This window comes from Altererythrobacter sp. Z27 (assembly GCF_052683155.1).
This window is the reverse complement of record NZ_JBQYMC010000001.1, coordinates 1,054,467-1,068,811: the sequence shown is the minus strand read 5'-3', so window position 1 is coordinate 1,068,811 and position 14,345 is coordinate 1,054,467. Positions and strand designations below refer to the sequence as shown.

The 14,345-nt window shown below is 62.4% G+C and carries 13 protein-coding genes; 10 read left to right on the top strand and 3 right to left on the bottom strand.

The features are described from left to right. Window positions 1-30: 30 nt before the first annotated feature. From ACUJ47_RS05280 to ACUJ47_RS05255, 6 genes are all read left to right on the top strand, one after another. Window positions 31-726 (top strand): OmpA family protein, encoded by a 696-nt coding sequence (locus ACUJ47_RS05280; protein WP_445537378.1) that lies wholly within the window; start codon window positions 31-33, stop codon window positions 724-726. A 12-nt stretch (window positions 727-738) separates the two neighbouring features. Continuing rightward, the gene (locus ACUJ47_RS05275) at window positions 739-2,142 is read left to right on the top strand and encodes a TolC family protein (protein WP_445537377.1); all 1,404 of its coding nucleotides are present in this window, start codon (window positions 739-741) and stop codon (window positions 2,140-2,142) included. A 28-nt stretch (window positions 2,143-2,170) separates the two neighbouring features. Beyond that, the gene (locus ACUJ47_RS05270; protein ID WP_445537376.1) at window positions 2,171-4,327 is read left to right on the top strand and encodes a type I secretion system permease/ATPase; all 2,157 of its coding nucleotides are present in this window, start codon (window positions 2,171-2,173) and stop codon (window positions 4,325-4,327) included. After that, window positions 4,324-5,370: a cell wall hydrolase gene (locus tag ACUJ47_RS05265; protein WP_445537375.1), complete on the top strand. Its 1,047-nt coding sequence runs from the start codon at window positions 4,324-4,326 to the stop codon at window positions 5,368-5,370. Before ACUJ47_RS05270 ends, ACUJ47_RS05265 begins: the two co-directional genes overlap by 4 nt. Continuing rightward, a complete protein-coding gene (locus ACUJ47_RS05260; protein ID WP_445537374.1) occupies window positions 5,367-6,653 on the top strand; it encodes an HlyD family type I secretion periplasmic adaptor subunit in 1,287 nt (428 codons plus the stop codon). Before ACUJ47_RS05265 ends, ACUJ47_RS05260 begins: the two co-directional genes overlap by 4 nt. 147 nt (window positions 6,654-6,800) lie before the next feature. Next, on the top strand, window positions 6,801-7,076 hold the full coding sequence (locus tag ACUJ47_RS05255; protein ID WP_445537373.1) for a hypothetical protein: 276 nt from the start codon (window positions 6,801-6,803) through the stop codon (window positions 7,074-7,076). Window positions 7,077-7,109: 33 nt separating this feature from the next. On the opposite strand, the gene ACUJ47_RS05250 is transcribed toward ACUJ47_RS05255, so the two are convergent. Both ACUJ47_RS05250 and ACUJ47_RS05245 read right to left on the bottom strand, forming a co-directional pair. Beyond that, window positions 7,110-8,078 carry a transglutaminase-like cysteine peptidase gene (locus ACUJ47_RS05250; RefSeq protein ID WP_445537372.1) on the bottom strand — a complete coding sequence of 323 codons (969 nt, stop codon included), beginning with the start codon at window positions 8,076-8,078 and terminating at the stop codon, window positions 7,110-7,112. A gap of 194 nt (window positions 8,079-8,272) precedes the next feature. Beyond that, entirely contained in the window at window positions 8,273-8,545 is a 273-nt protein-coding gene (locus tag ACUJ47_RS05245; protein ID WP_445537371.1) for a metal-sensitive transcriptional regulator, read from the bottom strand. 80 nt (window positions 8,546-8,625) lie between these two features. On the opposite strand from ACUJ47_RS05245, the gene ACUJ47_RS05240 reads away from it, so the two are divergent. Next, window positions 8,626-10,335 (top strand): copper resistance system multicopper oxidase, encoded by a 1,710-nt coding sequence (locus ACUJ47_RS05240; RefSeq protein ID WP_445537370.1) that lies wholly within the window; start codon window positions 8,626-8,628, stop codon window positions 10,333-10,335. Window positions 10,336-10,364: 29 nt separating this feature from the next. Further along, window positions 10,365-11,252 carry a copper resistance protein B gene (locus ACUJ47_RS05235; protein WP_445537369.1) on the top strand — a complete coding sequence of 296 codons (888 nt, stop codon included), beginning with the start codon at window positions 10,365-10,367 and terminating at the stop codon, window positions 11,250-11,252. Here the strand turns inward: ACUJ47_RS05235 and ACUJ47_RS05230 are convergent. Beyond that, the gene (locus ACUJ47_RS05230) at window positions 11,236-11,931 is read right to left on the bottom strand and encodes a hypothetical protein (protein ID WP_445537368.1); all 696 of its coding nucleotides are present in this window, start codon (window positions 11,929-11,931) and stop codon (window positions 11,236-11,238) included. The two genes, ACUJ47_RS05235 and ACUJ47_RS05230, sit on opposite strands and share 17 nt — an antisense overlap. 214 nt (window positions 11,932-12,145) lie before the next feature. Between ACUJ47_RS05230 and ACUJ47_RS05225 the strand changes: the two genes are divergently transcribed. Together ACUJ47_RS05225 and ACUJ47_RS05220 are read left to right on the top strand one after the other, a co-directional pair. Next, on the top strand, window positions 12,146-12,760 hold the full coding sequence (locus tag ACUJ47_RS05225) for a TIR domain-containing protein (RefSeq protein ID WP_445537367.1): 615 nt from the start codon (window positions 12,146-12,148) through the stop codon (window positions 12,758-12,760). An 8-nt stretch (window positions 12,761-12,768) separates the two neighbouring features. Continuing rightward, on the top strand, window positions 12,769-14,199 hold the full coding sequence (locus ACUJ47_RS05220) for an SIR2 family protein (protein ID WP_445537366.1): 1,431 nt from the start codon (window positions 12,769-12,771) through the stop codon (window positions 14,197-14,199). Window positions 14,200-14,345: the final 146 nt, after the last annotated feature.

Below are 14,345 nucleotides of genomic sequence, written 5' to 3'. Positions count from 1 at the left end.
AGGGGGAATACTATGCGTTTGACTAGGGTGATGGCGACAGCGGCTTCGCTGGTGGTGGCCATGGCCGCTCACCAGGCCGCGCTGGCGCAAGGCAGCGATGCCGAAGCGCTGATGGCGATGGACAAGGACAGCCTGCGCGGTGAGATCCAGATGCGGTTCGACGCGGCGCTTGCCGCCACGAAGAACCCGGCGATCATCAACGCTGACGATGCGCGCCATGTCTGGGCTAACGAAGCCAAGGCGCAGTGCGGCATCGCGCTCGGCTATCTCAAGTCGGGCACGAAGGATCCGGTTTCGATTGGCAAGTGCGTGCGCGCTTACGATATGATGAGCTACGTGCCCGCTCCGCCGCCGCCTCCGCCACCCCCGCCGCCGCCTCCGGCGCCGGCCGTGTGCGACAATCCGGCGCTGATCTTCTTCGAATGGGACGATGCGGTTCCGCCGGCAACCGAAGCGCAGCAGGTGGTCGATTTCATCGCCGCCAATGCCGGGGCCTGCAACTGGACCAGCTACAATGTGATCGGCCACGCGGACAAGTCGGGCTCGAACGCCTACAACATGCGCCTGTCCGAAGCGCGCGCCAACAACGTGGCTGACATGCTGCGCCCGGCCGTGCCGAATGCGACCGTGACGGTCGAGTTCAAGGGCGAGGAAGAGCCGCGCGTGCCGACCGAGGACGGCGTTCGCGAGCTGCAGAACCGCCGCGTCGAAATCCAGGTCCGCTAAGGGGAGGGCGAAATGAAAAAAGCAACAATCACTAGCTTCGCCGCCGCCGCTCTGCTGGCCACCGCTTCGCCGGGCGCCATTGCGCAGTCGGGCGATGGCACGGTTTCGATGCAGGAAGCGATCGAAACCGCCATCATGTCCAACCCGGAAATCATGCAGGCGCAGTACAACACCGAAGCGATCCAGTTCGAACGCGAACAGGCGCAATCGCTGTACTACCCGCGGATCGACGTGGAAGCCTCGGCCGGTATCCGCCGGCTTGAGAACAACACACGCCGCAATCTGGGCATTGCCGATAACGAGCTCTACCCGCTCGAAGCGCAGGGCACGATCGACTGGACGCTGTTCGACTTCGGCCGTCGCCGGGGCGAATTGCTGCGACAGGCTTCGCGTGTAGATGGCGCGTCGCTGCGCGTGGTCGAACGTTCGGAGTTCATCGCGCTGCAGGTAGCCCGCCAGTATCTCGACGTGCTGCTGCAACAGCGCATCGTCGCGGCGAGCGAAGACAATCGTGCCTTCCACCAGGCGCTGGTGCGCGACCTGGGGCAGGGCGTAGAGCAGGAATCGATCTCGGTTGCCGATTTGCAGCAGGCTGAAGAGCGGCTGCAGTCGTCGATCGTGCGCGAGGAAGAAGCCAAGGAAGCGCTCGAAGTGGCGCAGAACTCGCTTCGCCGCCTTGCAGGCATCACGATCTACCAGCCGGGCCTTCCGCCTGACCTGATAACCTCGATGCCCGCGTCGCGCGAAATGGCGATCGGCATGGCCCGCACCGACAACCCGCTGGTGCGCGAAGCTCAGGCTGACGTCGATGCGGCGCATGGGCTGGTGATGGCGGCCAAGGGCGAATTCTTCCCCACGGTCGGCGTGGACGTGCGCGGCCGCATCGGTGAGGATATCGATGGCTTCGCTGGCGAAACCAACGATGTGCAGGCGCGCGTCTACATGCGCTGGAACATCTTCGACGGCGGCCGCAAGCGCGGCAATTACCAGGAAATGGTGCACCGTGCTTCGCAGGCGCGCTATCGCCTGCATGAAATGACCCGCCGGGCAGAGGAAGATGCAGCCAATGCATGGACCGCGCTCGAAGCCCAGCAGAACATCGGTAAGGCACTGGCTCGCCAGTCCGAAGTCACCGATGACCTGCTGCTGAGCTATCGCAGCCAGTTCAATGTGGGGCGGCGTTCGCTGCTTGACGTGCTGGATGCGCAGAACACGCGCTACAACACGCAAGTCCGGCTGGAAACTTCACGCTTTTCTCAGCTTTTTGCGCAATACCAGGTTCTGGCGGCCACCAACCGTTTCCTGACCGCGATGAACATCGCGCCGGGCGCGGGTGCGGGCAAGAACGAGCGTGAGCGGTTCGATTACGGTCCTTCGAAGGACGCGGAAACCGATTATCGCCGTTACGCCAACTGAGCTTGGTTGAAACAAATGCGAGGTTTTCGTGCTGCAGAACAGGAACTTGGAATCGCTGCAGGCGAATGACCCGCTGATAAAATGTATCGGGGAACTGGCCCGCCGTTATGGCGTGGCCTTTTCCCCGTTACTGTTTAACTCGCTGGCGCGCGATGCGAAGGGGCGCTTGCCCTTCCACCAGGCGCCGGCGGCGATCGAGCTGGCCGGGCTCGATTTCGAACAGCACGATTTCCGCAAGCTTCCGCCGCGTGACGGGGTCTATCCCGCGCTGATTGCCACCAATGAGGGCGGCGCGGCAGTGATCCAGGAAGGGCGCGACGGCCAATTGCTGCTGTGGTCGCCCGAAAGCGGTGAAGCCACATGGTTACCGCGCGAGGAAGTCGAAGCCGAATATGCCGGCCGTTTCCTGACTGTTTACGGCGATCCGGACAGCCTGCGGACGCAGGAAGCGCCGTGGCACCAGAAGGCGCGCCACCACTGGTTCTGGGGCGAGCTGCGCAAGGAACGCAAGGCGTTCCGTTCGGTGCTGGTCGCTTCGCTGATCATCAATTTGCTGGCGCTGTCGCTGCCGCTATTCTCGATGAACGTCTATGACCGGGTGATCCCCAACCGCGCGGTTTCGACGCTGTGGGTGCTCGGCATCGGCGTGTTGCTCGCCTTCGCGATGGAATTCGCGCTGCGCACCGCGCGCACCAATGTGATCGACGAGATCGGGCGGCGGCTCGATATCAAGCTGTCGCAGAAGATCTTCGGGCGCGTGCTCGGCCTGCCGCTTGCGGCGCGCCAGGGCAACACCGGGGCGCTTGCCGCGCGCGTCAGCGAATATGCCGTGGTTCGCGATTTCTTCGCCTCGACCACGATCGTGCTGATCGTCGACATCGCCTTCCTCGTCGTGTTCGTGGGGGTGATCGCCTATATCGCCGGCTGGCTGGCGCTGGTCCCGTTGGTGGCGATGGCGCTGATGGCGACCGCGGGCTTCTTCCTGCAACGCAAGGTGACCGACGCCGCGCGCGACGCGCAGGCCGATCATGGCTTGCAGCAGACGCTGCTGGTGGAATCGGTCGCGGGCATGGAAACGCTCAAGTCGATGACCGGCGAGCGCGCCATGATGGGCCGCTGGTACAATCTTGCCGATATCGGCAGCCTTTCGCAGCAGCGGCTCAAGAAGATCAATTCGGTCGCGGTGGGCCTCGCGCAGACCTGCCAGCAGGTTTCCTCGATCTCGCTGATCGTCGGCGGCTATTACCTGTTCGATGCGGGCGTGATCACCATGGGCGCGATCATCGCCATCGTGATGCTTGCCTCGCGTTCGCTCGCGCCCGCAGGCCAGGTTGCTTTCCTGCTTACCCGCGCGCGCCAGGCACGCGAGACGCTGGCTTCGATCGAGCGGCTGTTCGACGTGCCAGACGAGCGCAAGCAGGGCGCTTCGATGCTGCCCGCCACGCTGACCAAGGCCACGCTCAAGCTCGAGGATGTGAGCTTCGGCTACCCTGAGGCTCCGGTGCCCGCGCTCGACCGGCTCAACCTCACCATCAAGCATGGTGAAAGGATTTGCCTGATCGGGCGTGTCGCTTCGGGAAAGTCCACGCTCGGAAGGTTAATTTGCGGACTTTATCAGCCCACAGACGGCGCTTTCTTGGTAAATGGAATCGACTCGCGCCAATTCCGGCCGCAGGACTTGCGCTCGCAATTCCGCTTTGTTGGGCAGGACGCCACCTTGTTTACCGGTTCGATCAAGGACAATCTCTCGCTCGGCGCGCCCGAGGTCGAGGACGAGCGCCTGTTCGACGCCATGCGCATGAGCGGCGCGGACGAATTCCTGGCCCGCGATGACAGCGGCTATGACCGCGCCGTGGGCGAGCAGGGCCGCCGCCTTTCGGGCGGGCAACGCAGCTTCCTGGCACTGGCGCGCGCATTCGTGACGCCGTGCGAGCTGCTGTTCCTCGACGAACCGACCGGCGCGATGGACTCGCAGACCGAGCGGCAGTTCGTCGAACGCGTCAAGCAGTCGCTTTCGCCCGACCAGACCTTGCTGATTTCCACCCACCGCCCGGCGCTGTTCGAGCTGTGCGACCGTATCATCGTGCTCGACAAGGGCCGCGTCGTGGCTGACGGCAGCAAGGACGAGATCCTCGCCCGCGCCAGCGCACAGGGCGGCATGGGGCAGGGGGAAGGCTCTAAGTGACCGGGCAGGTCGCCTCGATGGCGAAAGCCTGGCGCGACAGCGGCGGGGCGACGCCCGGCCGGATGGCGCTGGGGGGCGGCCTGCTGACGGTGTTCATCGTGGCGTTGGCCTTCGTGATCGGCAGCCCCGATCCTTCGCGCGCCGAAAGCGGCATTTCGATGCGTTCGAGCGAAGTGGCGCGGCTCAAGAACCTCGACCAGGGCGCGCAGGCCGAATTGCTGATCGAAGGCAGCAGCGCGCAGGAACGCAATGCGCTGATCCCCACGGCCGATTTGCCGCTGGGCCGGGTTTCGGGCTTCAGCGCAATCCCCAGGAGCAGCCAGCAATATCGCAGCGCGCTCACCTGCCTGACGCAGGCGATCTATTACGAAGCCGCGAACGAGCCGGTGCAGGGCAAGCGCGCCGTGGCGCAAGTGGTGCTCAACCGGATGCGCCATCCGGCCTATCCCAACTCGGTATGCGGCGTGGTATACGAAGGTGTTTACCGGCCCGTTTGCCAATTCAGCTTCACTTGCGACGGGGCGCTGCTGCGCAAGCCGATGGCGCGCCAGTGGGGCGAATCGAAAGCGGTGGCGGAAGCCATGCTGGCGGGCGCGGTCGAGCCTTCGGTCGGCACCGCGACGCATTACCACGCCGATTACGTGGTGCCGCGCTGGGCCTTCACGCTCGCCAAGATCGAACAGATCGGCACGCATATCTTCTATCGGTTCCCGGGACGACCGGGCGGGGTAGGCGCCTTCAGCGGCCGCTGGAACGGTTACGAAGCCGTGCCTTCGATCGATTTCGATCGGCTGCGCGGCATGCTCGAGGCCGATCTCGCGCCGATCGAGCCCGAATTGACGCCGGGGCTCACCGTAACCCCGCTTGTGACCGACCGCCACGCGCCGAGCGATGTGGGCGGGCGGATCGACACGACCAAGAGCTGGCGCCTGTCGATCCCCGATCCGGTTGCCGCTTCGGGCGCCTATTCGGCGGCGCGGTCGAACCAGGGTGAAAACGCTCCGGCCCATGCGGTTACGGAGGCAGGCGAGGCCGCACAGTGAGTACAGCGGATACAGTGAAAAAGTGGTTCGAAATCGTTTCCGATTGGGATCCCAATCGGAAGCTCATCGCGGCTTGCGCGGCAACCTTCTTCAGCCTGCTGCTGTGGGCCAGCCTGGCGCAGACCGAAGAGGTGACGCGAGGCATGGGCAAGGTGATCCCTTCGTCCAAGGCGCAGCTGGTGCAGCCGGCGGAGCCTTCGGTGATCGAGGAAATCCTCGTCCGCTCTGGCCAGAGCGTCAAGAAGGGCCAGTTGCTGGTCAAGCTTGATGACGACATTGCCGATTCCGAGCTGAGCCGCCTCGAAACCGAGAACGAACGGCTGAGCGCGCGCGCCGCGCGGCTCGAAGGCGAAGCGACCGGCACCGCGCTGGGCTGCGGCGAAGGCGAGGAATGCGCCGACGAACGGCGCCTGCAGGAAGTACGGCTGGCGACCGCGCGCAGCCGCGAGCAGGGGCTTTCGGCTGCCGTCGAGCAGCGCCGCCGCGACCTCGGCGAAGCGCAGGCGACCGTGGCGGCACTGGAAAACAGCACAAGGCTGGCGCAGGACCAGGTCAACATGCTCGAACCGCTCGCGGCCAAGGGCATCGTCCCGCGCACCGAACTGATCAGCGCGCAGCGCGACCTTGTGGACACGCGCGGGCGGCTCACTGCGGCGCGGCAGGGCGTGGCGCGCGCGCAGGCGGCGATCAACCAGGCGCAGGCCGACCTTGCGGCGGCGCGCGGCGAATTCCGCCAGCAGGCGCTCAACGAGCGTTCCGAACTGGCCACGCGCATCGCGGTGAACGAACAGACCATTCGCGGCGCTGCGGCGCGGCGCGATCGCAACGAGCTGCGTTCACCCGCCGACGGCATCGTCAATGATGTGCAGGTCACTACGGTGGGCGGCTTCGTGGGCGCGGGCGAGAAGATCATGCAGATCGTGCCGGTAGGCGACAAGCTGCTGGTCGAAGCGCGCGTCGCGCCAAAGGACATCGCCTTCATCAAGGTGGGCGACCCGGCCAATGTGAAGGTCACCGCCTATGACTTTTCGACCTATGGCGGGCTGAGCGGCCACGTGCTGCAGGTGAGCGCCGACAGCGTCTATGACGAAGTCGAGCGCGAAACCTATTACACCGTGCTGGTCGAAACCAGCCGTTCCTACCTCACTCGTGGCGGGCAGCGCTTGCCGATTGTGCCGGGCATGATCTGCGACGTCGAGATCATCACCGGCAAGAAAAGCGTGCTGAGCTATCTGATGAAGCCGATCACGCGCGGCCTCAGCGAAGCGATGACCGAACGCTGAGCCTTCGCGCTGCGAAGCCTCGCCCGCCAATCGCCCGCGCTAGGTAGGTTACCCTATCGATCCGCTGCCCGAGTCGGGCCCATGCTTGCCCCACGCGCGCAATCCCGCGCGTCGACAGCAAGGCCCGGCATCGGCCAGGAGATTATCATGAGAACGTCTACAGCCATTGGCATCGCCACTGTAGGAGGGGCGATCGCCTATCAATTCCTTCCCGAAAAGCAGCGGGAACGGATTTCCTCGGCCATTCGGCACCAGGTTTCGGAGCGGATGGAGGACGTGCTCGACAGCATGCCCGAAGATTCTCCGCCCCGGCTGGTAAGGGATGTCCTTCCCAAGATCGAATCGCAGAACGAGGAAATTGTGACGCTGCTGCGCGAACAGAACGCGCTGCTCAACGGCAAGGGTAGCGTCAGGGCAAAGTAGCAGGTCCGGCTCGCGGCGAGCCGGGGCGGTGCGTCAGCGGCTCAGCGCGACGCGCACCGGGCGCTGCGCCTGCGGTGTGCCGACGGCGGTGCCGTGGATGTAGCGTTCGGCACCGGCAAAGCTCATCACCGGGCGATATCCGTAATCGGCGGCGGCGGGTGCGATCCGGTCGCTCGCCATGTCGAGCATTACCCAATCGTCGCCCTGCCGCACCAGCAGCACTGCGTGATCCGCACGCTGGACGGTGTCGCGCGCCAGCGTGAGCATCATGTCCTCGCGCGAAACGCCCGCTGCGGCCAGCATCTGCATCTTGAGGATCGCGTAATCCTCGCAATCGCCGGTGCCGCTGCGCAGCGTTGTGCGCGCGTCGGCCCAGTAATCGGCGGTGCCGTGCTGCACGCGGTCGTCTCGATATCGGATCGTGCGGTTGACCCAGCGATTGACCGTGCCGAGCAGTTCCTCGCGGTCCTGCGGCACTGCGCCCAAGCTGCGGGTAAGGTCGCGCCGTGACAGTCCCTTGCCCGACACGCGCTTCCAGTCATTGTCGAAGCGGGTGCGCCCGATGCGCACACGCTCGGTGCCGAGGAAGCGCCCGGTTGCGACCGGAGCGATCGCGCTGGCGACGCGCGCGCCGATCGTGGCGCAAGCGGTGGCGTTGGCAAGGGTGAGCGCTTGCGGCTGCGGAGCCGGAGCGGGCATTTCGATGCCTGCCTGCGAAAGGCGCATCTTTTCCAGCGCACTCATCTGGCCGCCCAGGATCGCCGCGCTCTTGGCCATGCGGGCCGATGCGGGCGCTGCGAGCGGATGGCCGGTCGGAATTGCTGGGGTTGCAAGCTGAGTGACGAAAGCAGCGGGCTGCGGCTGGCAGGCCACTTCGGAAATCCCGACCGCGGCCAGCGGCATGGCGCTGGGCACGGTGACCGAAAGCGGCGCAGCGGCCGAAAGCGGCGCGGCGGCGAGCACGGTTGCGGCACCAGCAGCAAGGAGGGACTTCCTGAACATGGCTCCTGTTTGCGGCAACAGGAGTGACCACGCGGTTTGAAGACAAGGTTACCAAAGCACTAGGATTGATTGACGGGAAGTTATCGCCGGGCTGCCGGAAAGGGCGCGCCACGCGGCGGGCGAGGGTTAATCCCGTGGCCCGTCTCCCGTCGCACCAAGGTGAATATTTGCGACCAGAGCCGTTCGGTTGCCGATCAGCCCCGCGCGCGTTCCATCAAATCGACCAACTCCTCGAACTTGGCGCGCTGTTCCTGCGCGTCGCCCGAAGCGATCGCCTCGGCCACGCAGCAGGCGGCATGATCCTTCAGGATCTGGCTTTCGACCTTGGCGAGGGCGGACCGGATCGCCTGGATTTGGTGCAAGATGTCGATGCAATAGCGGTCTTCCTCGACCATCTTCGCCACGCCGCGCACTTGCCCTGCGATGCGGTTGAGCCGGTTGATCTTCGCGCTGGCTTGAGTCGACATCGAAATATTCCCTTTTCAAATACCCTAGGGGGGTATATAGTGGGAACCGATCCCCAAGTCCACAAGTTGCGCATCCCTGTATGTCCATTGCCGTTTCACGCCGTCGCCTGATCACCAGCACTGTCGGCCTCGCTGCCGCTGCCTCGCTTCCCGTGCCCGCCTGGGCCAAGGGCGCATCGCTGCCGCATGCGCAGCGCGGATTCGGCGAATTGTCGGGCGAGGATATCCACCTTGCGATCGGCGACCATCACTTCATGACCGGCGCTCGCTCGGGCCATGCCCATGCCGTAAACGGCACGGTGCCGGGGCCGCTGATCCGCCTTAAGGAAGGGCAGAACGTCCGCCTGCATGTGACCAACAACCTTGCAGAGGATTCCTCGATCCACTGGCACGGGCTGCTGCTGCCGTTCCAGTTCGACGGGGTTCCGGGCGTCAGCTTCCCCGGGATCAAGCCGGGCGAAACCTTCACTTACGAATTCCCGATCCGCCAGAGCGGCACCTATTGGTGGCACAGCCACTCGGGCTTGCAGGAGCAGGCCGGGTTATACGGGCCAATCGTGATCGAAAGCGCTGAGCCCGATCCGCGTTACGACCGCGACTATGTGGTGCTGCTGAGCGAATTCACGCCGATGCATCCGCATGAGATCATGCGCAAGCTCAAGGTCGGCGAGCATTACTTCAACCGCCAGATGCAGACCGCCAGCGATGGCGGGATGAGCGGGGCGGATCGCCGCATGTGGGGCAAGATGCGGATGAACCCGCGCGACATCTCCGACGTGACCGGCATGACCTATACGTTCCTGATCAACGGCCACGGCCCGGCGGACAACCTCCAGCTGGCGTTCAAGCCCGGCGAGCGCGTGCGGCTGCGCGTGATCAATGGCAGCGCGATGACCTTCTTCAACCTGCGCATTCCCGGCGTGCCGATGACGGTGATCGCGGCCGACGGGATCGATGTGGCCGATGTTGTCGTCGATGAATTCCAGATCGGCGTGGCCGAAACCTATGATGTGATCGTGACTCCGCCCGACGGCAGCCACGCACTGGTGGCCGAAGCGATGGACCGCAGCGGAATGGGCGTCGCCAGCCTGACCTCGCACCCGGGCCATATCGCCACTCCGCCGCCGCTGCGCGAAGTGCCGACGCTGACCATGGCCGACATGGGGATGATGGACCATTCCGCTATGGGGCATGGCGGCATGGGCGACATGGGGGGCATGGACCACTCGATGCGCGACACCTCGAAGCTTCCCGACGATGTGGAGGTGGGGCCCGGGCTCGACATGGTCGCGCCCATGCCGATGGACCGGATGGATTTCCCCGGCCTCGGGCTCGACAAGGTGAAGCATCGCGTTCTGCGCTACACCGATCTCAAGGCGAAGCGGATGAACCCGCACCGCATGGTCGAGCGCGAGATGGAGATCCACCTCACCGGCAATATGGAACGCTACATGTGGTCGTTCGACGGCAAGGCCTTTTCTGCCGTCACCGACAATCCGATCCGCTTCGGATATGACGAGCGGGTGCGGGTGAAGCTGGTGAACGACACGATGATGGCGCATCCGATCCATCTGCACGGCCATTTCTTCGAACTGGTCAACGGCGCAGACCATATGCACCAGCCATTGAAGCACACGGTGGTGGTGCAGCCGGGCGGAACCGCGACTTTCGACCTCACCGCTAATGAGCCGGGCGACTGGGCGTTCCACTGCCACTTGCTCTACCACATGCACGCCGGGATGATGCAGGTGGTGACGGTGCGGCCCTTCCCGCACGGGGGGCACCACTGATGCGCGCGCTCCTTCTTGCAGGCGCTGCAATGCTAGCGACCCCCGCCATGGCGCAGGACCATTCGGCACATGATCACTCGGCGCACCAGCCTGCACCCGCGCCAACACCTATGGACCACACGCAGCACACTATGCCCATGGTCGACAAGTCCGCGCCCGGCGCCGCGCCCGAAAGCGCAGTGCCCGCGCGTGCGCTCGAGGGTCCGCTCCACGCTGCCGACGCCATCTGGGGCGCCGACGCGATGGCGCCCAGCCGCGAGGAAAACCGCCGCATGCACGGCGAAATGACCACCGGCATGGTGTTGGTCGAACGGCTGGAGGCGCGCATCCCGGCAGAGGGCGGCGAGGACGGCTGGCTGTGGGACGCGCAGGCCTGGTACGGCGGCGACATCGACAAATTCGTGCTCAAGACCGAAGGGGAGGGCGAAATCGGCGGCAGCGTCGAGGATGCCGAAGTGCAGGCGCTGTGGAGCCATGCGATCGGCCCCTTCTTCGACCTGCAGGCGGGCGCGCGGCTGGATATCGAGCCCGAAACGCGCAGCCACCTCGCGCTCGGCATACAGGGGCTCGCGCCCTACATGTTCCACGTCGACGCCGCGGCTTTCCTGAGCGACCGGGGCGACCTTACCGCGCGGTTCAAGGGCGAATACGACCAGAAGATCACGCAAAGCCTGATCCTGCAGCCGCGGGTCGAGCTGGAAGCCTCAGCCCAGGACATCCCCGAACGCGGGATCGGCGCGGGGCTGACCAAGATCGAGCCCGGCCTGCGCCTGCGGTATGAGATCGTGCGCGAATTCGCGCCCTATGTCGGCGTGGAATATGAAGCGAAGCTGGGAGAGACGGCGGATATCACGCGCGCCGCGGGCGAAGACCCGACCGGCTGGAAGTTCCTCCTCGGCGTCAGGGCGTGGTTTTAGGAAGGTTGTTTCTCATCATCTTCGCATTTTCGGCGATGGTCTTGGTCACATCCACCCCGGTGATATAGGCGCGGCCTTCCACCCGGTTCTTCACCATGTGGTCGAGCAGCGGGAGCAAATCCGCCACCTGCTGGTCGCGTTCGCGCTGCACCAGCTCGCGCGCCACGCCTAGCGCGCGTGCCTCCAGCTCGGCATAGAGCGCTTCGGATGGTTTTTCCTGCTGCGGGCCGTACCGCGCGGGCAGGCGGTGGCGCAGGAAGAACATGGTGAGCGCTTCGTTGTGATGGCGCTGGAGCCCCACGATCTCGCCATTGCGGACGATGGCGCGCTCTTCCCCCTCGATCGCGCGGGCGAGCGCGGTATCCTCGAGCCGCTGCACCCCGCGATCGACCGCCCGGTCCCAGGCGGCCGCAAAGCCCTCGGCCCCGGGCCTGTGGCGCAGCTTGTAGAGCGCCTCCATGCTGCGCCCGATGCGCCGCGCGGCGGAGCTGACGATGCCGGTGGCGGCGAGATGGGCGATGAACTGGCGCTGGAGATCGGGCGTGATCGAATTGCGGCGCGGCTGTGCGTGGATGAAAGGCTGGAAGGCGAGCAGCGGATCGCCGGGCGGGGGCGGGGCATGCTCGAACGCGACGGCGCTTGTGGCCTGGCGGGGAGTGCGACGTTTGTTTCTAGCCACAAACCACCTCTCTATCCGGCACGAAAACGGCGAGCGACCAGCGAGCCGCAAGGCCGACCGGCCGTCGCGCCTTATGGCGCGGGAGCCAAGCAGCGCGGAGGCGCTGCGCCCGGCGTCTGAGGGGCTAAATCAGAAAAAGGCGGAGTAGGAAAATTATTTGTGGATTGCTCCAATTCCCACTTGGGAATTTTGTTTCATTCAACAATATTAGGGCATGCGCAAAGTATTCATAAGCTACCATCACGCCAATGACCAATGGGCGAAGGATCAGTTGCAGCAATGGGCGAGCCAGTACGAGCTGTTTGAGGATGTTTCAGTCAATACGCGAGATATCGAGGGTGATCTTCCTACCGAGACCATTCGATGCATCATTCGCGATGAATACCTAAGGGACTCTACGGTCACCATTGTTTTGGTTGGAACTGAAACTAGGGGACGTAAACATGTTGATTGGGAAATTTATAGCAGCATGAGGGATGGCCCGATCAACAAGAAATCCGGCATCTTAGTGATTCAGCTTCCTTCAACGAGTCCTACATCTTGGCACGCTGCTCACGCATGGGAGAAATCAAGGATTTATCCTGATTGCGACAATTGGATTTCGCTAGATAGTTGGGACGAGTACCAGCGCAGACATCCGTATCTGCCGGATCGAATTATCGACAATCTGATGGCACCCAACGCCACGATTTCGGTTACAAATTGGGCGCGAATTGAAAACGATTTGGAGAGCCTTGCCGCATTGATTGAAGCTGCGCACCAAGACCGACTAGGAAATGAATACGACTTTTCTCGACCGATGCGAAAGGCGAATTCGCCAACAGGCTGAAAATAGAGATGGAAAGATCCCGCTTCATCGAACTGTATCTGAAGGACCTAGAAGAGGGGAATGCAGCCATCTTTGCTGGTGCAGGATTGTCTGCGTCCGCGGGATTTGTGAACTGGAAGGAGTTACTAAGAGAAATAGCGGCTGAGTTGAATCTGAATGTAGATCGCGAGTCAGATTTCGTTGCTATTGCTCAGTATTATGTCAATTCGAAGGGGCAAAATAGAGGACAATTAAACAAAGTGCTGCTCGAGGAATTCCCGGCAGATAAAAATCCTACTGAATGCCATCGCATACTTGCACGACTACCGATTTCAACATGGTGGACCACCAACTACGACAGACTGATTGAGACCGCTTTGACCGATGAAGGTAAGGTCGCCGACATCAAATATCAGGTCAATCAGCTTGCCTATACGAAACCCAATCGAAATGTCACAGTGTTCAAAATGCATGGAGATGTGGAGCATCCTGGGGATGCGGTTCTTACCAGAGATGACTATGAAAAGTATGCATTCAAAAGGGGAGCTTTTTTGAATGCGCTTACAGGTGATCTTACGTCCAAGACTTTTCTTTTCATCGGTTTCAGCTTTACCGATCCGAATCTAGAGAGAGTCCTTGCCCAAATAAGATATCGGTTCGCTGAAAATCAACGCCCGCATTACGCATTATTCAAGTCAGTTTCTGAGCATGACTGCGAGGATGTTGAAGAGTTTGAGTATACCAAGAATCGGCAGGCAATTGTTTTGGAGGATCTAAAACGATTTAACATCGAAAGCGTTCTGGTCGACTCCTACGATGAAATTCCACGAGTGTTGACCGAAATTTATCGCCGTTTCGTGCAAAATTCGATCTTCGTTTCAACGAGCGCACATGACTACTCCCCATGGGGAGAGCAGGATGTCCACTCTTTCATGGAGAAGCTTGGAGGACTCTTAATCGAGAGGAACTTGAAGGTTGTCTCAGGTGTTGGGGTTGGTGTCGGAAATGCTCTCCTAGGTGGCTCAATCCTGTCACTAAGCCGACATCCGGAGAAGAGGTTTGATGACAATTTGGTTGTTAGGCCTTTCCCACAATTTCCCAATGACCCGGGCAAAAGAGAGGCCTTATGGGACACCTATCGAAGGGATATGATTGCGCGAGCTGGGATCGCTATTTTCTTGTTTGGTAACAAACAAGCTGGAAATGCCGTTGTCCCTGCAACCGGTATGCAGAACGAGTTCGAAATCGCAAAAGAGCTCGGGTTATTTGTTATTCCAGTCGGGGCGACCGGTTCAATATCGAGGGACTTAGGTCGAGATGTTCGTTCGATCCCACAGCCGGTTGATGTTGGAGAAAAGGGGCTCGAGATTTTGGACCAACTTCAGGAGCCAGTGGATGAACTGGACAGAATACTCGGTCCGCTTCTTGATTTGATTGATATCTTGAAAGAGGCAAGCTGATGGCAATTAGCTATTCCACGCTTCGTAGTTCTGCCGCTACCCCGACGTATCGAGTCGCCAAATCTTTGACTGAAGCAAGAGTATGCGACGTCGCTCTAACCCTTGACCTTCCCCCCTCTCCCACAATGAGAGCCGCATCCAACCGA

Bases quoted from the DNA above. Each gene is read 5' to 3' on its own strand.
- ACUJ47_RS05235 (WP_445537369.1), top strand. From the start codon at position 10,365: ATGCTAGCGACCCCCGCCATGGCGCAGGACCATTCGGCACATGATCAC.
- ACUJ47_RS05280 (WP_445537378.1), top strand. From the start codon at position 31: ATGGCGACAGCGGCTTCGCTGGTGGTGGCCATGGCCGCTCACCAGGCC.
- ACUJ47_RS05250 (WP_445537372.1), bottom strand. From the start codon at position 8,078: ATGTTCAGGAAGTCCCTCCTTGCTGCTGGTGCCGCAACCGTGCTCGCC.
- ACUJ47_RS05245 (WP_445537371.1), bottom strand. From the start codon at position 8,545: ATGTCGACTCAAGCCAGCGCGAAGATCAACCGGCTCAACCGCATCGCA.
- ACUJ47_RS05240 (WP_445537370.1), top strand. From the start codon at position 8,626: ATGTCCATTGCCGTTTCACGCCGTCGCCTGATCACCAGCACTGTCGGC.
- ACUJ47_RS05220 (WP_445537366.1), top strand. From the start codon at position 12,769: ATGGAAAGATCCCGCTTCATCGAACTGTATCTGAAGGACCTAGAAGAG.
- ACUJ47_RS05275 (WP_445537377.1), top strand. From the start codon at position 739: ATGAAAAAAGCAACAATCACTAGCTTCGCCGCCGCCGCTCTGCTGGCC.
- ACUJ47_RS05255 (WP_445537373.1), top strand. From the start codon at position 6,801: ATGAGAACGTCTACAGCCATTGGCATCGCCACTGTAGGAGGGGCGATC.
- ACUJ47_RS05225 (WP_445537367.1), top strand. From the start codon at position 12,146: ATGCGCAAAGTATTCATAAGCTACCATCACGCCAATGACCAATGGGCG.